This window comes from Peribacillus sp. NPDC101480 (assembly GCF_050277335.1).
In the GTDB taxonomy this organism is placed as follows: domain Bacteria; phylum Bacillota; class Bacilli; order Bacillales; family DSM-1321; genus Peribacillus.
On sequence record NZ_JBNNSB010000003.1, the window covers coordinates 286,177 to 308,286 of the forward strand.

General features: G+C 42.5%; 20 protein-coding genes and 1 pseudogene. 16 read left to right on the top strand and 5 right to left on the bottom strand.

Translation table 11 applies throughout. From position 1 onward, the window contains the following. Positions 1-128: 128 nt before the first annotated feature. From ACQKMF_RS12630 to tagH, 3 genes and pseudogenes are all read left to right on the top strand, one after another. Positions 129-1,334: pseudogene (locus ACQKMF_RS12630) on the top strand (CDP-glycerol glycerophosphotransferase family protein); the annotation flags it as partial. 3 nt (positions 1,335-1,337) lie between these two features. Further along, complete coding sequence (locus ACQKMF_RS12635; RefSeq protein WP_402943430.1) at positions 1,338-2,135, top strand: ABC transporter permease; 798 nt, start codon at positions 1,338-1,340, stop codon at positions 2,133-2,135. A gap of 17 nt (positions 2,136-2,152) precedes the next feature. Beyond that, entirely contained in the window at positions 2,153-2,950 is a 798-nt protein-coding gene (tagH, locus tag ACQKMF_RS12640; RefSeq protein ID WP_101223779.1) for a teichoic acids export ABC transporter ATP-binding subunit TagH, read from the top strand. 37 nt (positions 2,951-2,987) lie between these two features. Here the strand turns inward: tagH and ACQKMF_RS12645 are convergent, their stop codons facing one another. The 3 genes from ACQKMF_RS12645 to ACQKMF_RS12655 are packed head-to-tail and all read right to left on the bottom strand — an operon-like array spanning position 2,988 to position 7,137. Then, the gene (locus ACQKMF_RS12645) at positions 2,988-4,154 is read right to left on the bottom strand and encodes a glycosyltransferase family 4 protein (protein ID WP_427573515.1); all 1,167 of its coding nucleotides are present in this window, start codon (positions 4,152-4,154) and stop codon (positions 2,988-2,990) included. Between the two features lie 24 nt (positions 4,155-4,178). Beyond that, a complete protein-coding gene (gene murJ / locus ACQKMF_RS12650; protein ID WP_402943436.1) occupies positions 4,179-5,705 on the bottom strand; it encodes a murein biosynthesis integral membrane protein MurJ in 1,527 nt (508 codons plus the stop codon). 4 nt (positions 5,706-5,709) lie between these two features. Beyond that, a complete protein-coding gene (locus ACQKMF_RS12655; protein ID WP_427573519.1) occupies positions 5,710-7,137 on the bottom strand; it encodes an O-antigen ligase family protein in 1,428 nt (475 codons plus the stop codon). A gap of 111 nt (positions 7,138-7,248) precedes the next feature. Here ACQKMF_RS12655 and ACQKMF_RS12660 point away from each other — a divergent pair, with 111 nt between their 5' ends. From ACQKMF_RS12660 to ACQKMF_RS12670, 3 genes are all read left to right on the top strand, one after another. Beyond that, positions 7,249-7,992 (top strand): WecB/TagA/CpsF family glycosyltransferase, encoded by a 744-nt coding sequence (locus ACQKMF_RS12660; protein WP_427573522.1) that lies wholly within the window; start codon positions 7,249-7,251, stop codon positions 7,990-7,992. 18 nt (positions 7,993-8,010) lie between these two features. Then, positions 8,011-9,114 (top strand): glycosyltransferase family 4 protein, encoded by a 1,104-nt coding sequence (locus ACQKMF_RS12665; RefSeq protein WP_402943442.1) that lies wholly within the window; start codon positions 8,011-8,013, stop codon positions 9,112-9,114. An 88-nt stretch (positions 9,115-9,202) separates the two neighbouring features. After that, positions 9,203-10,312, top strand: coding sequence for a glycosyltransferase family 4 protein (locus tag ACQKMF_RS12670; RefSeq protein WP_260358867.1), 1,110 nt, complete (start codon positions 9,203-9,205; stop codon positions 10,310-10,312). Between the two features lie 164 nt (positions 10,313-10,476). On the opposite strand, the gene ACQKMF_RS12675 is transcribed toward ACQKMF_RS12670, so the two are convergent. Both ACQKMF_RS12675 and ACQKMF_RS12680 read right to left on the bottom strand, forming a co-directional pair. Beyond that, entirely contained in the window at positions 10,477-11,499 is a 1,023-nt protein-coding gene (locus ACQKMF_RS12675; RefSeq protein WP_101223773.1) for an LCP family protein, read from the bottom strand. A gap of 178 nt (positions 11,500-11,677) precedes the next feature. Then, positions 11,678-12,313 (bottom strand): YigZ family protein, encoded by a 636-nt coding sequence (locus ACQKMF_RS12680; RefSeq protein WP_402943445.1) that lies wholly within the window; start codon positions 12,311-12,313, stop codon positions 11,678-11,680. 615 nt (positions 12,314-12,928) lie between these two features. Between ACQKMF_RS12680 and ACQKMF_RS12685 the strand changes: the two genes are divergently transcribed. From ACQKMF_RS12685 to flgL, 10 genes are all read left to right on the top strand, one after another. Further along, a complete protein-coding gene (locus tag ACQKMF_RS12685) occupies positions 12,929-14,071 on the top strand; it encodes a sensor histidine kinase (protein WP_101223771.1) in 1,143 nt (380 codons plus the stop codon). 47 nt (positions 14,072-14,118) lie between these two features. Beyond that, positions 14,119-14,802: a response regulator gene (locus tag ACQKMF_RS12690; RefSeq protein WP_101223770.1), complete on the top strand. Its 684-nt coding sequence runs from the start codon at positions 14,119-14,121 to the stop codon at positions 14,800-14,802. A 193-nt stretch (positions 14,803-14,995) separates the two neighbouring features. Next, positions 14,996-15,838 (top strand): DegV family protein, encoded by an 843-nt coding sequence (locus ACQKMF_RS12695; RefSeq protein WP_230176143.1) that lies wholly within the window; start codon positions 14,996-14,998, stop codon positions 15,836-15,838. Between the two features lie 126 nt (positions 15,839-15,964). Continuing rightward, positions 15,965-17,356, top strand: a complete 1,392-nt coding sequence (locus ACQKMF_RS12700; RefSeq protein ID WP_427573758.1) for a DEAD/DEAH box helicase — start codon at positions 15,965-15,967, stop codon at positions 17,354-17,356. After that, on the top strand, positions 17,349-18,041 hold the full coding sequence (locus ACQKMF_RS12705) for a ComF family protein (RefSeq protein WP_427573529.1): 693 nt from the start codon (positions 17,349-17,351) through the stop codon (positions 18,039-18,041). Before ACQKMF_RS12700 ends, ACQKMF_RS12705 begins: the two co-directional genes overlap by 8 nt. Positions 18,042-18,139: 98 nt before the next feature. Then, positions 18,140-18,559 carry a TIGR03826 family flagellar region protein gene (locus tag ACQKMF_RS12710; RefSeq protein ID WP_427573531.1) on the top strand — a complete coding sequence of 140 codons (420 nt, stop codon included), beginning with the start codon at positions 18,140-18,142 and terminating at the stop codon, positions 18,557-18,559. A gap of 219 nt (positions 18,560-18,778) precedes the next feature. Then, a complete protein-coding gene (gene flgM / locus ACQKMF_RS12715) occupies positions 18,779-19,042 on the top strand; it encodes a flagellar biosynthesis anti-sigma factor FlgM (protein WP_230176146.1) in 264 nt (87 codons plus the stop codon). A 76-nt stretch (positions 19,043-19,118) separates the two neighbouring features. Next, the gene (locus tag ACQKMF_RS12720) at positions 19,119-19,607 is read left to right on the top strand and encodes a flagellar protein FlgN (protein ID WP_402943457.1); all 489 of its coding nucleotides are present in this window, start codon (positions 19,119-19,121) and stop codon (positions 19,605-19,607) included. Between the two features lie 30 nt (positions 19,608-19,637). Further along, the gene (gene flgK / locus ACQKMF_RS12725) at positions 19,638-21,197 is read left to right on the top strand and encodes a flagellar hook-associated protein FlgK (protein WP_427573535.1); all 1,560 of its coding nucleotides are present in this window, start codon (positions 19,638-19,640) and stop codon (positions 21,195-21,197) included. A gap of 15 nt (positions 21,198-21,212) precedes the next feature. Next, the gene (flgL, locus tag ACQKMF_RS12730; RefSeq protein WP_427573538.1) at positions 21,213-22,091 is read left to right on the top strand and encodes a flagellar hook-associated protein FlgL; all 879 of its coding nucleotides are present in this window, start codon (positions 21,213-21,215) and stop codon (positions 22,089-22,091) included. Positions 22,092-22,110 lie beyond the last annotated feature (19 nt).

The following is a 22,110-nucleotide window of genomic DNA, read 5'->3' on the forward strand; positions in this document are numbered from 1 at the left end:
ACACCAAAAATAAGCTCTCCCTTCTATTGGGCGAGCTTATTTTTAATTCGATTTATTAACATGGTTCACTTATCATTAATCAATAAAAAGGGAGATCGGATATGTCAAATGAAAAAATACAAACCTCAAAGAGACCTTCCTTTCTATCGCTAGTTAAAAATAAGGCTAAAGCAATTATTTTAAGAGGATATAAAATGGCCTTTGCATTGGTGGGGACAGTATTGCCAGTGGACCGGAAGCTGGTTATTTTTGAGAGCTTTTTGGGCAAGCAGTATAGCTGCAATCCCCGGGCGATTTATGAATACTTGCAGAGTAACCATCCTGAATATAAAATGTATTGGAGCGTAGATAAAAGATATACAGCTCATTTCGAAGAGGCAGGCATCCCATATCTCAATCGCTTTTCATTTAGTTGGTTGCTCAAAATGACAAGAGCCCAGTATTGGGTAACGAACAGCAGGCTCCCGCTTTGGATTCCGAAGCCGAAGCACACGATCTATCTGCAAACGTGGCATGGTACTCCATTAAAGAAACTTGCGGCGGATATGAATGAGGTTCATATGCCTGGAACAACGACGGATAAATATAAAGAAAATTTCCATGCCGAATCAAGTAAATGGGATTATTTAATTTCACCGAACGCTTATTCAAGTGAAATTTTTGCACGTGCCTTCAATGTCGATACTGCTAAAATTCTGGAAACCGGTTATCCTCGCAATGATATACTTTACAATGGGAATAATCGTGATACAATCGACTCATTGAAACAGAAGTTGGGTATACCAATAGAGAAAAGAATCGTTTTATATGCACCAACTTGGAGGGACGATGAGTTTTATAGCAAGGGAAAATATAAGTTTGAAATAAAACTCGATCTGAATCGAATGAAACAGGAATTGGGGGAGGAGTATGTCATTTTGCTCCGTCTTCATTACTTGGTTTCCGAGAACTTGGATTTATCGGCGTATCAAGGATTCGCTTATGATTTATCCAGTTACGAAGATATTAGTCATTTGTATCTTATTTCGGATTTATTAATAACTGATTATTCCTCCGTATTCTTTGATTACGCAAATTTACAGCGTCCGATGCTTTTCTATGTATATGATATTGAAAATTACAGGGACAAGCTTCGCGGTTTTTACTTTGATTTCGAAAAGAGTGCACCTGGTTTGTTAGTCAAAACATCTGATGCGGTCATTGATAGTATCAAGACGATGAAATATGAAAATACCAATGATATCAATCATTTTCACGAGCGGTTTTGTGCACTCGAGGATGGCCAGGCTTCACGCCGTGTCGTAGAAAAAGTGTTTTTAGGAAGGTCTGTGTAATTTATGAGTTCAGCTTTGACCGTTTTAAAAGAACAAATCAATAATTTTTATTTGGTAAGGCGTTTATCTGTTTATGAGATGAAAAGTGCCAACAGCAATAACTACCTGGGAGTCTTATGGGAAATCATCAATCCAATGATACAGATTGCGATTTATTGGTTTGTATTCGGATTTATAATCCTAAATCGCGGGGAAAATTTCCTTCCATGGCTGATGGCAGGGATCGTTGTCTGGTTCTTTGTGAATCCTTCGATAACCCAAACGTCCAAATCCGTCTATTCCCGACTGAATATGGTATCCAAGATGAGCTTTCCGATGAGTGTAATTCCATCGTACGTCATCTTTGCCAAGTTGTATCAGCATATCATGCTGCTGGGAGTCATCATCATCCTATTAGGTTTTACTGGATACCTTCCAACAGTTTATATCATACAACTGCCGTATTATGTTGCCGCGACGGTCTTGCTATTATTTTCAATTGGGTTAATCTCTTCAACATTATCAACCATTATTCGTGACGTTCATAATATAATCGTGTCCTTAATGAAAGTCTTGTTTTATTTAACACCAATCCTTTGGGTATTGGATGCTAAGGAGCACCCTATCATACTAAACATCATGAAGCTGAATCCGCTATATTATATTGTGGAAGGGTATCGGGCTTCATTGTTGGGGGAATCATGGTATCTAATAGCGCATTGGGAATATACCCTTTATTTCTGGGCAGTCGTTATCATCTTATTTTTGATAGGTTCCTCGCTGCATGTCAGGTTTAGAGATCGCTTTGTTGACTTTAAGTAAACTGGAAGTGAGAAAAATTGGAAAAATCGGTAATTGTCAAAGATATAACGAAAAAATATAAATTATATAATAAAAACTCGGAAAAATTATTGGATCTTCTTTTGCCCAAAAGCTATGGGGAAGAGTACTTTGCTCTGAGGAATGTAAGTTTTGAAGCGGAAAAGGGCGATGTAATAGGATTTGTCGGGGTCAACGGGTCAGGTAAGTCCACATTGTCCAATATTATTGCAGGCATCATCCCACCCACGGACGGAAATGTCCAAACTAACGGGAAAACGGCTTTGATTGCCGTTGCATCGGGCCTGAATAATCAGTTGACGGGCAGAGAAAACATCGAACTGAAAATGCTGATGCTCGGATTCGATAAAAATCGGATCAAAGAACTTGAGCCTGAGATCATTGAGTTTTCGGAACTTGGTAAGTTCATTGACCAACCGGTGAAATCCTACTCAAGCGGCATGAAGTCCAGGCTTGGTTTTTCCATTTCCGTGCATATCGATCCAGATATCCTGATTATTGATGAAGCCTTATCAGTCGGGGATAAAAACTTTGCTGAGAAGTGTTTAGAGAAAATGAACGAATTTAAGGCAAAAGGAAAAACGATGTTCTTTGTCAGCCATTCAATCGGTCAGATGAAGAAATTTTGCCAAAAGGCTTTATGGCTTGAATATGGAGAGTTAAAGGCATATGGTGCCATGAACGAAGTAATGCCGCAATATGAAGCATTCTTAAAAGAATATAACGCCATGTCTAAACAAGAACAGAAAAAATACCGTGAAGAACAAATGAAAAGGCGCAGTTCTGCACTGGTATGAAAGTGAAAAGCAGACCCGGGCTACGGGTCTGCTTTTTTTAGTTAAGCACTTTTTCATAAGCTTTCTCAAACCGCTCGGCAGCTGAAAGGTGGGAGTATTCGCTTTCCATTTTATATCTTGCTTTCGCAGCTAAATTTGCTGCATATTCAGGATCATTAAGCAGGTTGGAGATGGCTTGTGCAAGTGCGTCTTCATTTTTTTCCGCTACTAACAGACCATCTTCTCCATCAATGAGAATCTCCTTTAAACCTCCGATTGCGCTTGCGATGACGGGTGAGCGGCAACTCATCGCTTCTAAAGCAGAAATGGAAGTCGCTTCTTCCACCCCGTGGGAATGAACGCTTGGGATGAGTACGATGTCCGATGCTTCATAGAGGTTATGCATTTTCTCGAACGGCACTGAACCGAGAAAAAGTACGGAATCTGATATTTTGAGCCTGGCTGCGGTTTCCTCGAGCCGGCTTCGCTGTTCACCCGTACCTGCATAGACCAATACTGTTTCAGGATGGTTTTCCAGCACCTCCGGCAGAGAAAGAAGCGGGTATATGACACCGTTCTTTTCCGTCATTCTTCTCGGAACGAAAAGCATCTTTTTATGTAGCGGTATTTGAAAGTCCCGGCGAGTTTGCTCCCGCTTTGCGCTTTCGGGTTTGAAAGCAGACACGTCAATGAAGTTCTTGATCGTATCCGCTTCTATATGTGCCAAATGATTGATATAGTCTTTGATCCTTTGATCGACCGTCACTACTTTTGCAGCGGACTGATAAGCATTCCTTTCTAGTTCGCGAATGATCAAATCTTCTTCACTATCCGGAAGAAGGGCGCCCCTGCTGACTGCCTCGAATGAATAATACCCATGGACGGTTTGCACCGTCGGTATCCCGGATTCGATGGAGGCAAGCGTTGCGAAAATGTCTTGAGCATTAATGACATCATAGTTCTTTTTCAAGGCTTTAATAGATGAAGCCAACAATTTTTGGCGTTGCCGGTCATTGAAAAGCTGGCCGCTACCCTGTTTTACTTTATTTAATAAAAATCCTGGGGCCTGGGCGAGCATTTTCCTCTTGAAAGGGTGTAATTGAGAGAAAGATAAAATGTCCACATTATGGCCCCGTGAAATTAACCCCTTTTTTAACGTAGTGATATGACTCGATAGCCCTCCTTCATGAGGGTAGTTGAAAATCGTTGTGATTAAAATGTCCATAGTGGCACTCCTTCTTCTAATGCATTAATTTGATGATCTGATTCTTTTCAGAGCTTGCAGGCTGCTTACTTTAAAAAGAATGGATAATGCGAGATATAGTCCGAATACTAGCAGCGAGATGATCACTAATTCCATGATGATGGGCAACTTTAGGGTAAGAGGGTGGACCCAGAGAGCCATTCCGTAAATGACGGTTCCGATGATGGTAAGCTTGCTGCTTTCCTGAAAAACATCCCTGAAAGCGGCCTTGTCCGCTCTTGCTGTCTTCAGCCATAGGTAGACGAAAAGGTAGAGAGATTGCAGGAGCATGGAAATACCCGATGCTAAAGCGATTCCGCCGACGCCGAGATAACGTGATAGGACCCAGCTGAGCAGGACGTTAAGCAATACGGCAATCAGGCAGGAATACATCGCCACTTTCGTTTTCTTCAAGGCGTAGAAAGCGTTCATCAAATAATCCCTCAGTGCAAAGAATGGGAGGCAGGCAGAATAAAAGACGAATGCCCTATAAGTCATTTCGGTTGCTGAAGCATCGAAAGCCCCGCGTTGGAAAGCTAGAGTGATTAAGCTGTTTCCGCTGATTAACATGACGACCATGAACGGAATCGCTAAAAATAACAGCGATTTCAACCCCTTTAAGGTCAAATTAAGGAAAGATTGATAGCCTATAAGCGCACGCTCGACGATTGAAGGGTACAATACGGTAATCAGCGGCGTGAGGACAATGCTTAATGGCAGCCAAAGCAGGCGATTGGCATAGTTCAAGGCCGATACGCTTCCGGTTTCGAGCGAGGTCGCAATAATCCGATCGACGACACTATTCAACTGGATCGCCAAAGCGGCGATAATGATTGGATAAAAGGTGTACAGTGTTTGTGCGATCTGCCGTTTATGAGGCAGGAAAGAGACGATGGGCCGGATTCCGTACAGCTTCAATGAGGGGTATTGGATAAGGAACTGGCTTGCTGCACCGAGCACAAACCCCCAAGCCAACCCTTCAATCCCAAACGGAGCAGCCAACAATACGGTGGCTGCGATAATTACCGTGTTTTGTGCAGTTGAAGTGAGTGCTGGCAGAATAAAACGCTTATTCGCATTGAGGACCCCCGTCGCCATGTAAGAAAGCGTGAAAAATAGTAAACTTGGCAGCATGATCCGGGTCAGTGACTCCGTCAGGACCAGTTCCGAATCAGAGAAACCCGGGGCCGTCAACATGACGAGCGGCTTTATGAAAATCATGCAGGCAATGGTCAGGATTCCGGCAACCAGCATAAAGAAAGATCCTAAAACACTGATGAATTCATCAGCTTTCAACGGGTTATCCGCCTTCTTTTCCAAGTAAATGGGGATAACGCCGGCCTGAAGACCGCTGCCGATAGCCGTAAAAAGAATGGTTGGTATAAGGCTTGCCACGAAAAAAACATCTGCCATCGATGATGCCCCGAAATAGGCGGCTATGATCGATTCCCGCCCGAATCCGAGGACTTTTCCAATGGCAGCAATAATAGTGACGAGCCCGACCGATTTAATGACATGTGAAAGAGTAGGCATATTTTCAATCCTTTAATATGATGTCCTTCTGTAAACAGAATCCTAAACAACTATAAAATATCAGCGTAAACGTTTTATCTTCGAGAATATTGTAGAAAAGTCCTGCTAATAATGCGGCCAACATCAGGCAGATGGTGAACGCTGCCAAAGTATTTTCCGATTTCAGGATTGTACGGCAGGTGAAAAAGATGAATGCAAGAACCGCAAGAAAGCCCAGCACACCAGTTTGCACCAGAATCTGGATATATTGATTGTCGGTATACATCTTTTCACCAATTTGATATTCCCGATAAATTGGTGAGGAAAAGGATAGTGTGGCAGAATCTCCGAAGGTTGCTAACCCTGTACCGATTATCGGGTGATCTTTGAAAATCTCAATTCCCTTGATCAGGACATATAACCGGCCCCACTCTGTACTCTGGTGCAGTGTCTTATCAGAGAACATATCTGAAAAACGATTGGAAAGTGCATGTTCGTGTTCAGTAGAGGGGGTGCTGCCGATTATCACATTTTCCATGGGAATCGATGCGGATACCTCCACTTTACTTGATGCAAATAACGTTGGGTAATAAATAAGAAGCAGGCCGAGACAAAATGCTCCTACAGCATATTTGAAGAATGGTTTATTTCTGGTCCATATCATAAAGACAAGCGCCGCGAACCCGAATGCAATCATCGTGCCCCGTGAATAGGTAAGCAGTAACGTTCCGGAAAACAGGATGGCAGCAAGAAAGACGATCCATTTATATTTTTTCATCGACTGAAATAGAAAGAAACTAAGGAATAACTGAATGCTTAAGAATAAGGCGAATACATTGGGATTGGCAGGTGCTCCATAAATCCTCATCCGGTTTGTCGGCGAAAGATTCCACATTTCCCATGAGTGTGGAAGCAGGATCGTACGAGAAAAGATTTTCTCCACTATGCCATGCAGGCAAAGTAACATTGTAAATATTAGCATTACCTTCAAAAAGCGAAAGATATCCTTTCTTTCTAGATTTAATTCACCGATAATGTAAAGAAGCAAGAATGTGATAAGCAATGCACGAAGTTCAAATATGATGGGGAGGATTCCCACTCCGTTCATGAGTCCAGCTGCGGCGCCAATTAAACAAAACAACCAAAATGGCGCAGTAAAATGATATTTCGAAAATTGCCATTCGTTCTTTTTGAATCTTTCAATAAGCAAAGAAATGAATAAGGTGAGGATGATCAGGTCACCTGTATAGGTTAAGCCGCTATTCAGTTCCATAAATAAGGGACGGGCAGGGAAATAAATGAATAGAATTAATAACAGGTTTTTTTTATTTATACCGATAAAAACGAGCATCAACGCCGTTGCCAAGTAACCGGCGATAGGGTGAGGCACTGCAGATGGGACGAGCAGGCACAGTAATAGAATGGGTAACGATTGTTTTTCTAGAAACTTCAATTGATTAACCACCTTTGAATCAAAAATCACGTTCTATGATGTGTATGAAAAAATTTCTTGAATAATACCCCACCCTTTAGATGTATAGTACATATGAAAGGCTGAAGTGAAATGACAGAAAAGTTTGTTGAGATACTATCCATACCATTCATTGATAGCAATATGGATGAATTCATGAATGGAATGATATATCCAAGATTGATGAATCAGGAAAAAACGTTTGTCGTTACGGCAAATCCGGAAATAGTTGAGTATGCAAATGAACATCAGGATTATAAAGACATAATTTTATCTGCTGATTACATCACTCCGGATGGCGTTGGTATTATTATGGCCTCTAAATGGCTAAATCAACCTTTACAAGAGCGGATTACAGGATTCGACTTGATGAATGAATTATTTCGGGTCGCTGATGAAAGAGCGCTGAAGGTATACATGCTTGGAGCGGAGGAAAACGTGATTGAAGCGGCGGCCCAGAAAGTAAAAGAACTATACCCGGGTCTCGAGTTGGTCGGATACAATCATGGTTACATTGATATCAAGGATGATACCCTGCCTAAGTCGATAGCGGAACTTGAACCTGACATCATTTTGACTGCATTGGGGTTCCCTAGGCAGGAAAAATGGGTTTCCAGGCACTATGCGTTATTCAATAAAGGGTTATTCATGGGAGTTGGGGGGAGCTTTGATGTACTTGCGGGTAAGGTGAACCGCGCCCCGGTTTTCTGGCAAAAGATGCGTCTTGAATGGTTGTACCGACTTATCCAGCAACCTTCACGGTGGAAACGGATGCTTGCACTGCCAAGATTCGTATTAAAGGTTAGGCGATTGAGGACATCGGTGCAGCGTTCCTGAACATAAGGAGTGGACTGGATGAGGATCTTGCATTTAAACGCCGGTAATGAAACCGGCGGCGGTATGTTTCATATAATGTCCTTACTGAACCAATTGAATAAAGAGGAGTGTTTGCTTGGTTTATTTGAAGATGGTGAACTTTACCGGCGGGCCATGTCCTCTGGGATACAAACCGAACTTTTCAGGCAACATTCCAAATATGACCTTTCAATTTTGAAACCTTTAAGGGACTTTATCCGTCAAAATAATATAGACATCATCCATACACATGGTCCGCGGGCGAATATATATGGTGCCTTTATAAAGCGCCTCGTTAAATGCCCTTGGCTTCTTACTGTTCACAGTTCACCTCATCATGACTTTTTGGGGCAGGGTGTAAAAGGAAAATTGTTTACGGGCCTTCATGTAAGGTCATTTCAATATGCCGATCATATACTGGCAGTTTCCGACCGCTTTAAGCAGGACTTGATTGACCAAGGAATCCATTCGTCCAAAATAACAAAGATCCTAAACGGAATTGACTTTGAAAAGGAATTGCCTTTCCCATTTCAAAGAGAAGATTTTGGGTTTGGGAAAGACGATTTCATCGTAATCATGCCTGCAAGGCTTGAGCCGGTGAAAGGTCATGAATTTGCTTTAGAAGCATTAAGTGAAGTTGTATCAGAGTTCCCCCATGTAAAGCTGTTGCTTGCAGGGGACGGGAGCAGGAGATCCGCTTTGGAAGAGATGGTCTCGGAAAAGGGATTATCAGATCACGTGTACTTTTTAGGGTATCGTGAAGATTTAGATCGAATCTACCCGTTGGGGGATATCACATTATTGACTTCCTTAAGCGAAAGTTTTCCACTGGTTTTACTTGAAGGAGCAAGATCGGGTCTTCCGGTAATCACAAGTGATGTCGGCGGTGTAAAGGAATTGATTCCCGATCGGGGCAAGGGCTGGATTACGGATATCGGCAATGTCGAACAGCTGAAATTGGCCATCTGCAATGCTTTAGAATTAAAAAAATCCGGGAACCTGACAAAGATAGGGGCGGATTTACAAAAATTTGCAAAAAACAACTTTTCTATAGAGATTTTAGCCAATAACGTATATAATGTTTATTTGAGGATGAAAAATTAAAATAAGCATTTATATATAGGTTTTCTTATAGATCGTTACGGGTATTAGATTTTTAGTTGAATTGAGGTGGTTTTTGATGTCGTTCCTGATGTTAATAGGGGCCTTGTTGGTATCCTTTTTATTATCCATTTTTTTGACTCCTTTTGTCGGAAAGCTGGCCTTTAAATTAGGAGCTACCGATAAACCGAATGAGCGAAAAGTGCATAGTAAAGTTATGCCGCGCATGGGCGGTTTAGCTATATTTTTGAGTTTTTTCATTACTTTCTTGCTTTTCATGAATGATTTTTGGGAGCAGTTGCCCCTCATGAATGATTTTTGGGAGCAGTTGCCCCTCATGAATGATTTTTGGGAGCAGTTGCCCCTTCTGGTGGGAGCCCTTGTCATCATTTTGATTGGGATGGCAGATGATATTTTTGAATTAAGAGCTGCACCCAAATTCCTGGGCCAGGTTTTGGCTGCCCTCATCATCGTATTATGGGGCGGTCTTGAAGTGGAATTCATCAATTTGCCGTTCTTTATAGATACACTTGAATTTGGTGTTTTAAGTATACCGATAACCATTTTGTGGATTGTCAGCATCATTAATGCAATTAACCTAATAGATGGACTGGATGGTCTTGCAGGCGGTGTCTCAACGATCGCATTAGTGACAATTGCAACAATGGCCCTTATTAAAGGGGACCTATTTGTTGCTATGGTAGCATTGATCGTGATTGGAAGCACTCTTGGCTTTTTGAAATATAACTTTCATCCGGCAAAGATTTTCATGGGAGATACAGGCGCATTATTCTTAGGTTACATCATTGCCGTTCTGTCCCTGCAAGGGTTTAAAAACGTTACGATGATTTCATTGATCGTACCGATCATCATTTTGGGTGTGCCCATTTCGGATACATTTTTCGCGATTATCCGCAGGGTCGTCAATAAACAGCCAATCTCGGCTGCTGATAAATCCCATTTACATCACTGTTTGATAAACTTGGGATTCACTCATAAGCAGACTGTATTGCTCATTTACGCTTTAGCTGCTTGCTTTGGCTTAGCGGCAATAATCTTTCAATTTGCAACAGTGTGGGGAGCTTTGATACTTGTAACGGGACTCCTGCTGATCATAGAAATTTTTGTGGAGAAAATTGGTTTGGTCAATTCAAACTATCAGCCGTTGCTGAAGATGCTCAACTTTAAAAACAAGCCATGATTGTTTTGGAAATAGATTGCTAGATTAGCTAAATTCGCTAGTGTATATATGAAAAGCCACCAACCGTTTAATGATACGGCTGGTGGCTTTTTTGCTCCTAACTGGAGGGGGCGCAAAGATAGCAAAAAAGGAAACCCCCACTCATAAAGAGTGGGGGTTTCACTTTATTCTTGTATTTGTGATTGAACTGCTTCAGTTTGAGTGGCTTCAGCTGGTCCCAGGTTCAAGTGGGATTGAAGCAACAGCTTAGTGTTTGCTAATGATGTTTCGTTCAGCTGATAATAATAGGTTCCGCTAATGGTAGAATCCTGACCTTCAAGTTTGATGGTTTCAAGATTAAGGCCTTTATCGGTAGTTACATATTTTATGAAACCTCTCATTTGTGAGAATTGAAGGTTCGTTGTCATATTGTCACCGACAGCTTCCATTACGTCCGTATATTTCGTTAGTGATCCAGCCGAGGTTGCTTTGGCGATGATGGCTTTCAGGACTTCCTGCTGACGCTCACCACGTTGGATATCACTGTCCTTTTTACGTGTCCGTGCAAACGCTAATGCTTCTTCACCATTAACGGTCTGTATTCCTTCTTCAAGGTGGATGGCATTCTTCTTGTCATTTGAATCCATTTCATTCAATTCATAAGGTACGTCGACTTCGATACCGTCCAATGAATTCACGACATCGATGAAAGCATTAAAGTTCATGCGAACATAATAATCGACAGGGATATCGAGTAACTCCTCAACGGTGTCCATCGTCGCTTTCGGTCCGCCGGCAGCATGAGCAGCGTTGATTTTTGTGGTTACGCCTTTGGCTGGTACGTACACATAGGAATCACGGGGAATGCTTAGTAGTTTTATAGATTTCTGATCTTTATTGAAAGTGGCCAGAATTAAAGCATCCGAGCGTGAGTTGCCTTTAAAATCACGTTCCTTACTATCATCGATTCCGATGAAAAGAATGGAGAAATTATCTTCGAGCGGGTCGATTGCTGCACTTCGCTTTGCTGATGCTTCCACAGGGTCATAGGAATCATTGAATACATTCTGGGCTTTCATATACAGCGTTGCAGCATAAGTAGAAGCACCCAGACCAAGTACCAGCAGGGGAACAAGCAATAACCAAAGCCTCTTTCGCCTTTTTTTCTTTGTTTTTTTAATTTTATAAACACGCCTAGTAGTAGACATCTTTTTCTTCTCCTTTTAAATAACGAACATCAGACATATATCGCTATTTTTCGAATCCTGCAGTTTATATTTCGTCATTTATTACACCTAATTTTACAATGATTTAATAATTTCGTAAAATAAATATTTCTTTTCAATTATATTACAGCATAAAAAAGGAAAAATATGCAGGAGTATATCAGGAGAATTCCTCTTCCAAATAAAGCATTTCTTCCTCAGTGATGTGGCCTTGGCCATTTGTCAGCTCTGTAATCCAAGCGGTATATGTCTCTTTTTGTGTTTCCTCGACATATACAAGGATATTGACCTGATCAAGGTACTGAATTTCCTTTATTTGATAAATGGAAGATCGCAATTCGTTTTCCAATTTTCCAAGCCAGGTGTAGTCGACGGTTGTCGAAATGACACGCATTAGTTTTCTAATGACCACACCAGTGGAATTTATTCCTTCTGAAGTCGCTTTGCTGTAAGCGCGAATGAGACCGCCAGCACCAAGTTTGATGCCGCCAAAATACCGTGTGACCACAACTGCGGTGTCTTTCAGATCCTTTTTCTTAAGCACTTCTAGGATAGGGACGCCTGCCGTTCCGCTCGGTTCCCCATCGTCGAGGGCTTTTTGGATTTGATTTTGTTCCCCGATCATATAGGCTGAACAATTATGTGTAGCATCTTTGTGCTTTTTCTTGATTTCCTGGATAAAGGCCTGTGCGGCATCTTCGGTTTCAACCCGGGCGATGTGGGAAATAAAACGCGATTTTTCAATGACGATTTCATGTTCGCCGCGACCTGCCACCGTTAAATATTGAGTGAGCATTACTATTCCACCTTCGTACTTCCTATTAGTTGATTTATTATAAGGCTTTGCGGAAAAAGTGGCAATGACGATTCATTTACATGCCGCATGTGTAAAGAAACTTTAATATAAGATAAAGCTGTACGTGTTATAATTAATTTCATTGCCTGTTATTGTTATTAGCTGGTCATATATGCTTAAAAGAATAACATTGTAGGAAAAACATGGGTTCTGTGCCATTATCCTGGCTTTACCTTAACGTGTCCTCTCTTTTCAAGGATTTTGCCATTTAATAAATGCATCTGTTTCATATGATAATCAATGGAGCGGAATATCCCATTTGATTGAAAAGGATAATTTGTATTAGGATAATAGAAATGGCTTTCTGCCTTTAAAAGGCAGACTTAATGGCCGGGAATATGAGATGTATAGTAAATATGTACATTTTATGGAAATCATAAAAGGAAATTAACGTATTTTTAAACTTTTTTTGGTACAATATGTTCATGAAGGTTACTTCATACAAAAGTTTCCTGAAATTTAACCATTCATGAAAAAGGAAAAGAACTTTTTTCCATATACATAGTCTTTAAGACAATAAATTGTTTAAGTCTTTTGGTAAGTGGAGGGATCTTAATGTCCATAAAAAAGGTTGATGCTAAAGCATTGGACAAGATCTTAGAAACAATGGTGAGCACTGTTAGTGAAAGTAAGGACGAAGTCTTTGATATCGGCGAACAATGCCGAAAGGATTTCGAGTCATTATCAAAAGAGCTTGATGATGTGAAAATCAGGGTTGCCATTGTGATAACCGACAGCGATGCACTGGATTCAAAAGCCAGGTTTGCTCGAAAAAGGCTTTCAGAAGTCAGTATGCACTTCAACCATTTTTCTGAAGAACAGGTACGCGATGCTTATGAAAGGGCACATAAGCTGCAAGTCGATTTACAAATTAACCGGCAATTGGAGAAAGAGCTCCGTAATCGCCGGGATGAGCTTGAGTTAAGGTTAAGGGGTTTACAGCAGACAATCGATAAAGCGGTGCATCTCGTCTCGCAAATATCGGTAGTACAGAACTATTTGACACAGGATCTTAAATTTGTCGGGGAAGCACTTCAAGAAGCGAAACGCAAACAGGACTTCGGCCTGAAAATAATCGAAGCCCAGGAGCAGGAACGTAAAAAGCTCTCACGTGAAATTCATGATGGGCCGGCGCAAATGCTGGCAAACGTCATGATGCGCTCAGATCTGATAGAACGAGTGCAACGGGAGAGAGGCCCTGATGAAGCGTTAGTTGAAATCCGCAGTTTAAAGGTCATGGTAAGGAATGCTTTATATGAAGTGCGCAGAATCATCTATGACCTTCGTCCTATGGCGCTTGATGATTTAGGACTAGTTCCTACCCTCAGAAAGTACCTGCAAACGACCGAAGACTATAATAATGGCGTGAATCTTAATTTCGTCAATCTTGGGCAGGTCAAAAGGCTTCCTTCCGATATGGAGGTCGCTTTATTCAGGCTGGTTCAAGAGGCAGTACAAAATTCATTGAAGCATGCGGACCCAAAACAGATTCAAGTTAAACTGTCCATTTCCAAGGAGATGGTGACCGTTGTCGTCAAGGATGATGGAAAGGGGTTTGACTCTTCGATTCAAAAAGAAGGTTCATTTGGCTTGGTAGGAATGAGAGAAAGAGTCGAGCTACTGGAAGGTGAAATGACGATAGATTCACAACCAGGGGCAGGCACTTTAGTATTTATACAAATTCCCTACCATATATAAACGATAGAGAATAGACTTTTTAAATAGAAACTAGGAGGAAGAAGCCGTTGAAGACTAGTATCATCATTATCGATGACCATCAGCTTTTCCGTGAAGGCGTAAAGCGCATATTAGATTTTGAATCATCCTTTGATGTTGTTGCCGAGGGTGATGACGGAAGCGAAGCTATGGATCTCGTTGAAACACATAAACCTGATGTTGTTATCATGGATATCAACATGCCGAACATGAATGGGGTCGAAGCGACAAAAATGCTCGTGAACCGTTACCCTGAAACAAAAGTCATCATCCTTTCCATTCATGATGATGAAAACTACGTACAGCACGCATTGAAAACAGGAGCACAAGGCTATCTGTTGAAAGAAATGGACGCGGATGCGTTGATTGATGCTGTGCGTGTAGTAGCTGAAGGCGGATCATACCTTCATCCGAAGGTGACCCATAACTTGGTTAAGGAATATCGCCGATTGGCAGCTGAAGAGGGTGCTGATCGTGATTCCGTACATACAATAGAAATCAGGAGGCCGCTTCACCTATTGACTCGACGCGAATGTGAAGTGCTCCAACTTTTAGCGGATGGTAAAAGCAACCGTGCCATCGGTGAAACTCTTTATATCAGTGAAAAAACAGTCAAGAACCATGTAAGTAACATTCTTCAGAAGATGAATGTGAATGACCGTACACAAGCGGTTGTCCTAGCTATCAAAAACGGCTGGGTAGAAGTGAAGTAATTAAAACGATCGATAAGTCCGGCTCTTCAGATTCCGCAATGCGTGCTGAAGGGCTGGATTTTTTTTGTAGGAAGGATGACTAACTGGATTCATATTTTTGGTAATGGAGAAAGCAATTTAATGCAAAAAAAGGCATTTTCAGATAGAATGGTGAGTATGATATGAAGTAAATTTTTATAAGGATGGTACTATTATGAAAACCGCAGTCGTAACAGATAGCACTGCATATATACCTGAGGAAATACGTGATCGTTTACATATACATATGATGCCGCTTAATGTCATTTTTTCCAATGAAGCTTATCGGGAGGAAGTTGATATCACTGCGGATGAGTTTTATGAGGAAGTAAAGAGGCAGGAGAAATTGCCAACCACTTCACAGCCTCCAATAGGGAAGTTTGTCGAGAAGTTCGAGGAGCTGCAAAAAGACTATGATGATGTTATTTCCATTCATTTATCGAGCGGCATCAGCGGAACGTTTCAAGGAGCGGTATCGGCGGGTGAAATGGTCGATGGAATTAAGGTTCATGCCTTTGATTCGGAGATCAGCTGCATGGTACAGGGGTTTTATGTGATCGAGGCGGCAAAGATGGCACTTGATGGTAAAAGTGCAGAAGAAATCATGGCCAGGCTTGAAGAGATGAAGCCATCGGTCAGGGCATACTTCATGGCAGATGACCTTTCCCATCTGCAGCGCGGGGGACGCTTAAGCAGTGCCCAAGCATTGATTGGCAGTTTGCTTCAAGTGAAGCCGGTTCTCCATTTTGTTGATAAGGTCATCGTCCCATTCGAAAAAATCCGTACAAGAAAAAAAGCGATGAAACGGATTGCCGATTTGCTTGGAGAAGACGCGGCGAGCGGCGAGAAATATAAAGCCGTCATCATTCATGCAAAACGGGAAAGTGAAGCTAAAGACTGGAAAGAGGAACTTGAAGCCCGGTTCCCGAATGTCGAGTTCGACATCAGCTACTTCGGTCCAGTAATCGGAACGCATCTGGGCGAAGGCTCGATGGGGATGGGCTGGTATAAAATTTAAGCTATTTAACGCCTTTCCTAAGTGGAAGGTGTTTTTTTTTTGAAGCAAAAGGGAATTCGGGAGTAAAAAGCGAATGATAAGGAGGAGCGTGATATATCAAGAAAAGGAGGTTGCAGTTTGGAAAAAATGAGCATTTCCCCGCCATATTCCCCGGAACTTCAGAACCATCTCACCGGAAAACATCTTTTGGCATTCGAAATCCCCTTCTCTCAAGAACTCCTCGCAGAGCACCTCAAGAATGGGTATGTCTCAGAAACTTGCGGCGTGCAATACGGTAACGGCAGTTATCACTGTGTACGCTGCGGTAACAAAGATCAAACTTTGTTTTATACATTCCCTTGCAAGATTTGCGATCAAGATTGCACTTACTGCCGCTCATGCATCATGATGGGACGGGTCAGTGAATGTGCAAAACTATTTAGGTGGACCGGACCCGGCATTCAGTTTCAGATTCCTGACATAGTGATGAGCTGGGAAGGCACTTTATCGGAAGGTCAACAAACTGCCTCCGACCTTGTCGTTGAAGCTGTAAACGGAAAAGGTGAACTCCTGGTATGGGCTGTATGCGGGGCAGGAAAGACGGAGGTCCTATTCCCGGCGATTGAGGCAGCATTGCATGCCGGGAAACGGATTTGTTTGGCAACACCCCGGACCGATGTCGTTCTCGAACTATCCCCTAGGTTAAAAAAAGCCTTTCCTGCCATTGAGGTCGCGACCCTCTATGCCGGCAGTGGCGATCGACATGGATTTTCGCCACTAACCGTTTCCACGACACATCAGCTTTTCCGTTTTATTGAAGCTTTCGATGTCATCATCGTTGATGAAGTCGATGCGTTTCCCTACTCAATTGATGATTCGCTGCATTATGCGGTCAATAAATCAAAAAAGGTTTCTGCGGCAACCATCTACTTGACCGCCACACCTTCGAAACGGATGCAGCGGCTATACCGCAGCGGCAAATTGAAAGCCGTCATAATACCGGCCCGTTATCATCGTCAGCCAATCCCTGTCCCTGAAATGAAGTGGAGCGGCAATTGGCAAAAAATATTTCTTCAAAAAAAGATTCCCCCAGCAATCATCGGATGGGTAAGTGAACGCCTTGAGCAGAACATCCCCTTCCTCTTGTTTTTTCCAAGCATTGAAGTGATGGAGCAGGTCATTCCGCTGTTTCAAATGCTGTCCCCAAAATTATCGATTGTCCACTCCCAGCACCCTGATCGAAAGGAAATAGTAATGGCATTAAGGAATGGCTTGGTTCCAGGATTACTGACCACGACCATACTGGAACGCGGCGTGACTATTGAGCGGTTGGAGGTAGCCGTGATCGGTGCTGAACATGAAGTGTTTTCTGATAGTGCTCTCGTTCAGATTGCTGGAAGGGTAGGGAGAAGCTTTGCTAATCCTGCAGGGACGATCACCTTTTTTCATTACGGTAAAAGTAAAGCGATGGTCGAGGCGGTTCACCATATTCAAATGATGAATAAAGATGCCAAGATAAGGGGGCTGCTCTATGAATAGATGTCTTGTTTGTGATGAAGGAATGAAGCAGGCATTGACATGGAGGAGCTTGCTTAAGCAGACCGAGGCAAGAGCAATCTGCGCAAGATGTGAGGGGAAGCTTAATAGGATTACCGGAGAAACATGTACAATGTGTTCAAGGGAGCTTGGTGGGGTTCATATTACCGGTGACCTCTGTCTGGATTGTTCAAGATGGGAAAGGAATAAGGAATGGAGCGGCTATTTGTCGAAGAACATATCGCTATTTCATTATAATGAATACTTAAAAGATATTATTGCTAAATATAAGTACCGTGGGGATTATGCATTAGCTGAGGTTTTCGTCCCTTTTTTGAAAGAAAGGTTAAAGGACATGGAGTTTGACCTGGTAACGGTCATCCCGCTTAGTCATGAACGGCTTACGGAACGTGGATTCAACCAGGTACAGGCCTTGGCAGACCTTCTTGGAATTCATACGGTTGAGATCTTGACAAGAATCCATACGGAAAAACAATCAAAAAAATCACGTCAAGAGAGAATATCATTACCGCAGGTTTTTCAGGTCATACAGTTAGATTTGCTGGAGCTTAAATCAATTTTGATCATCGATGACATTTACACGACAGGCACAACTCTCAGGCATGCAGCAAAGGCATTGATAACGGCTGGGGCCAAAGAAGTATCATCCATCACCCTGGCTAGGTGAAAAAGCTTATTTTAATAAAACATCCTAAAGTATCTCAGGTATTATTCGATATATACAGTACTGAAGAATATCGCTGTGATGGTGAAGGAGGGTCCTCGATGGAAGTATTCAACTGTCCAAGCTGTAATTCGTTATTCGTCATGACGAAATTCCGTGATGTATGCGATGCCTGTTATAAAGTAGAAGAAGACCAATATGATAAAGTGTATGCATATATTCGCAAGAAAATAAATAGAACGGCGTCCATGATGCAGGTGGTTAAGGAAACCGGCGTTGAAGATACGTTAATTATTAAATTTGTGAGAACAGGAAAGCTGAGAATTTCGCAGTTGCCCAATCTAGGAATTCCATGTGAAAAGTGTGGCGCTAACATCAAGAGCGGAAGGCTATGCGGCAAATGCAGCGATTCATTGCGTACGGATTTGCAGGCATTTGAATATGAGGAAAAGCGCCTGACTGAAATTCAGGGAAATGATAAAAAAAATACGTACTACATGAAGGATGATCAAAAAGGATAAATCATGGAAACATGATGCAGTATTTGTTAAAATATTCGATATTGAGAACAAGATTCGACAATGGGTGTCGAAGGAAAGATTACAAGAAACAATTAAAGAAATCCATTCCTTGTCGATAATAACGATAGGGAGAATAACACAGTCCAGAGCCATTTCATGTGTTAAGGAATCGAAACATTATGGGATTTATAAAATCGACCGAAGGAGAGGATCTGGAATATGAAAATCAATAACGTCGGTATGACAGGTGTTAACCCTTATAATCTTCAAGCCAATAAAACGGGGAATATCAAAGAATCCAAGGTCAAATCCTCGGATAAAGTTGAAATTTCTTCAGCGGCAAAAGAAATGCAGCAATCATCACCAATTCTTGCTGCAAGACAAGCAAGAGTGGATGAACTGAAAATCCAAGTTGAAAAAGGAAATTATAAATTGAATGCACAAGCAACGGCTAAGGGTCTCATTGATTTTTACCGGAAATGAATTTTTAATGAAAAAGCTTGAATGAAGAGGACGGAGCCATTTTCCGTCCTTCATTTATGAGTGAGGAGGCAGCAAAATGTCTGCACGGAACATCATCGGATCGCTTGAAAAATTGATCAAGCTTCATAAAAGCTTCAATCAATTGGCGATAAGAAAAACGGCCATTTTGAAAGCAAATGATACCGAGGAGATCACTGCTCTGCTAATTTCAGAACAAAAACATATTAAAGCGATCAGTCAAACGGATAAGGAAAGAGAAATGGCAGTCGAGGAATTTCTTGCAGCCAATGGAACGGCGGGACAGCCTGTCTCCATCCATACCGTAACGGAATTGACAGGATCTAAAGAAAAGGAAATCCTTGAAAGACTAAAAGCGGAATTGATTGATGAAGTGACAACGCTGAAGGAGCGAAACAGTTTAAATCAGCAATTGATCTATCAGTCCCTTCAATTCATCAATGTCTCATTGGATATGCTGAGGCCGCAGCACCAGAACCTGAATTACGGGGATTCGGTTAAGAAAACGGCCAAAATCGGCATGGGAATGTTTGATTCCAAAGCTTAATAAGCAGAAAAAAGATGGAGGTGCGAGCAAATGATTTCAACCTTTATGGGTCTTGAGACTGCCAAACGCGGATTATCCACCTCTCAAGGGGCCTTGTATACAACAGGAAATAACGTGGCCAATGCCAATACATTAGGATATTCAAGACAGCGGGTCAACCTGGTCCAGACGTCGGGCTTTCCTACTGTCGGTTTGAACAGCCCGCGCGTTGCCGGCCAAATCGGGACAGGGGTGGCAGCTGAAACGGTTCAGCGGATCCGGGACAGTTTCCTGGACGCACAATACAGGACACAAAGTAATAAAATCGGTTATTACGGGGCCATGAGCGAATCCTTGACGAAAATGGAAGGCGTCATGAACGAGCCGACCGACAGCGGATTAGCCGCCACGATGGAGAAGTTCTGGAACTCGCTGCAGGGGCTGACGGCGAATACGGAAAACTCCGGGGCGCGTGAGGTCGTTGCCTCGACGGGCGTCATGGTCGCGGATACCCTAAATTACTATTACAACTCGCTTACGAACGTTCAAACGGATATCGGCAATCAGATAAACGTCAAAGCGAACGAAATCAATACGCTCATCAGCAGTATTGACCAGCTAAACCAACAGATCAGCAAAGTGGAGCCTCATGGTTATATTCCCAATGACCTTTACGATAAACGTGATGTACTCGTAGACAATCTCTCACAGCTTGTCAGCATTAAAGTGAATAACGTCATTCCGACGGATTACGGCAGAGCAAGCGATGTGGCCACAGGGCTATACAATATCGAATTGATGCAAGATGACGGTTCGTCTTTTGTGCCGCCCATCAATCTAGTCAGTGTTAACCAAACCGGGATGGTGGGAACTTCGAAAGTTGAAGTTAGCCATGATAAAACGACAGGTATGGTGGATGGATTGAAGTTTGGTTCGAAAACATTGACGGATTACAATTTCTCCGGGGAACTATCCGGTCTGATCAAAAGCTTTGGATATAAGAAGGCTGATGGCACGATCGCCGGCGCTTATCCTGATATGCTGAAAAAGCTCGATAATATGACGGCTGCTTTCGTGAATGAATTCAATGCCATCCATAAACAAGGCTATGCCCTGGGTGATGACAGCACTTCCACATTGAACTTCTTTGAACTCGAACCGGGTAAGAGTGCCGCCCAAGGCATCAAGGTGAATGGTGAAATCGTTAAGGATCCCACAAAAATTGCCGCAGGCGGTAAAAGTGGAGGGGCATCCGGTGATAATGAAAACGCCAAACTCCTGGCTGACCTTAAAAAGAAGGCGTTCAGTGAGTACTCGACTAAAGACCAAAACTCCGACGAATTGACGGGTAGCTTCGACACCTATTATTCCGGTATCATCGGAAAGCTTGGTGTGGATTCCCAAAGCGCCCAAAAGAACCTTTCCAACTCTGTCGTGCTTGCTGCCTCAGTCAATCAAAATAGGGAGTCTGTCAGTTCCGTATCCCTTGATGAAGAAATGACTGACATGATCAAATTCCAGCAGGCATACAACGCATCCGCAAGAATGATGACGATGATGGATGAAATGCTCGATAAAATCATAAACGGAATGGGTACAGTTGGCCGATGATAGGAGGAGACGAATATGCGGGTAACGCAATCGATGCTAACCAATAATATGCTGAGCAATTTAAGCAGCAGTTACGAAAAGATGTCCAGGCTGCAAGAGCAGGTTTCCTCTCAAAAGAAGTTCTCCAAGCCCTCCGATAACCCTGTTGCGGCCATGATGGGAATGGGGTACAGGACAAACCTCAATCAAATAGGGCAGTATCAAAGTAACATTGCCGAGGCGACCAATTGGATCGACAGCACGGATGATGCCATTACTGAAAGTGTTTCCGCCCTGCAGAGGATTCGTGAATTAACCGTTCAAGGCAGCAATGGCACGTATGAAGGGGAGCAACTTAAAACAATTACTGAAGAAATTAAACAATTAAAAGAACATCTCATAACTCTAGGCGACACACAGATTGGCGGGAAGTATATCTTTAACGGCCAGGATACGAATGTGAGACCGTCGTCCGTTAAAGATGGGAATGGAAATACCGTGTATGGCACAGGGGACATAAACCTTGAAGTTTTTTCGGGGATTTCCCTTAAAATCAATACGGACGGTTCCAAGATTTTTGGTGATGCACTAGCTGCCGGCGGAAGCATCGACCAGACAATCGAGGCACTCGAAAACGGCAGGGACGTGAGCGGCACACTGGAAGGACTTGACGCAACGATAAATACTTTCTTAGGCATGCAGGCACAGGTTGGCGCAAGGCAGAATCGGATTGAGCTGATGACGGATCGTCTCAAGCAGCAGGAGGTTTTTGCCACTGAAATCCTTTCGCAAAATGAGGATGTCGATATCGAAAAGGCGATCATGGATTTGACGACCCAGGAAAGTGTCCATAGTGCTGCTTTAAGCATCGGAGCAAAGATCATGCAGCCGAGTTTATTGGATTTTCTTCGCTAAGCTATTCTTAAATGGATAG

Excerpts from the sequence above, each read along its gene's own strand:
- ACQKMF_RS12635 (WP_402943430.1), top strand. The coding sequence starts at position 1,338 with ATGAGTTCAGCTTTGACCGTTTTAAAAGAACAAATCAATAATTTTTAT.
- ACQKMF_RS12645 (WP_427573515.1), bottom strand. The coding sequence starts at position 4,154 with ATGGACATTTTAATCACAACGATTTTCAACTACCCTCATGAAGGAGGG.
- murJ (WP_402943436.1), bottom strand. The coding sequence starts at position 5,705 with ATGCCTACTCTTTCACATGTCATTAAATCGGTCGGGCTCGTCACTATT.
- ACQKMF_RS12660 (WP_427573522.1), top strand. The coding sequence starts at position 7,249 with ATGACAGAAAAGTTTGTTGAGATACTATCCATACCATTCATTGATAGC.
- ACQKMF_RS12665 (WP_402943442.1), top strand. The coding sequence starts at position 8,011 with ATGAGGATCTTGCATTTAAACGCCGGTAATGAAACCGGCGGCGGTATG.
- ACQKMF_RS12670 (WP_260358867.1), top strand. The coding sequence starts at position 9,203 with ATGTTAATAGGGGCCTTGTTGGTATCCTTTTTATTATCCATTTTTTTG.
- ACQKMF_RS12675 (WP_101223773.1), bottom strand. The coding sequence starts at position 11,499 with ATGTCTACTACTAGGCGTGTTTATAAAATTAAAAAAACAAAGAAAAAA.
- ACQKMF_RS12680 (WP_402943445.1), bottom strand. The coding sequence starts at position 12,313 with ATGCTCACTCAATATTTAACGGTGGCAGGTCGCGGCGAACATGAAATC.
- ACQKMF_RS12685 (WP_101223771.1), top strand. The coding sequence starts at position 12,929 with ATGTCCATAAAAAAGGTTGATGCTAAAGCATTGGACAAGATCTTAGAA.
- ACQKMF_RS12695 (WP_230176143.1), top strand. The coding sequence starts at position 14,996 with ATGAAAACCGCAGTCGTAACAGATAGCACTGCATATATACCTGAGGAA.
- ACQKMF_RS12700 (WP_427573758.1), top strand. The coding sequence starts at position 15,965 with ATGAGCATTTCCCCGCCATATTCCCCGGAACTTCAGAACCATCTCACC.
- ACQKMF_RS12705 (WP_427573529.1), top strand. The coding sequence starts at position 17,349 with ATGAATAGATGTCTTGTTTGTGATGAAGGAATGAAGCAGGCATTGACA.
- ACQKMF_RS12710 (WP_427573531.1), top strand. The coding sequence starts at position 18,140 with ATGGAAGTATTCAACTGTCCAAGCTGTAATTCGTTATTCGTCATGACG.
- flgM (WP_230176146.1), top strand. The coding sequence starts at position 18,779 with ATGAAAATCAATAACGTCGGTATGACAGGTGTTAACCCTTATAATCTT.
- ACQKMF_RS12720 (WP_402943457.1), top strand. The coding sequence starts at position 19,119 with ATGTCTGCACGGAACATCATCGGATCGCTTGAAAAATTGATCAAGCTT.
- flgK (WP_427573535.1), top strand. The coding sequence starts at position 19,638 with ATGATTTCAACCTTTATGGGTCTTGAGACTGCCAAACGCGGATTATCC.
- flgL (WP_427573538.1), top strand. The coding sequence starts at position 21,213 with ATGCGGGTAACGCAATCGATGCTAACCAATAATATGCTGAGCAATTTA.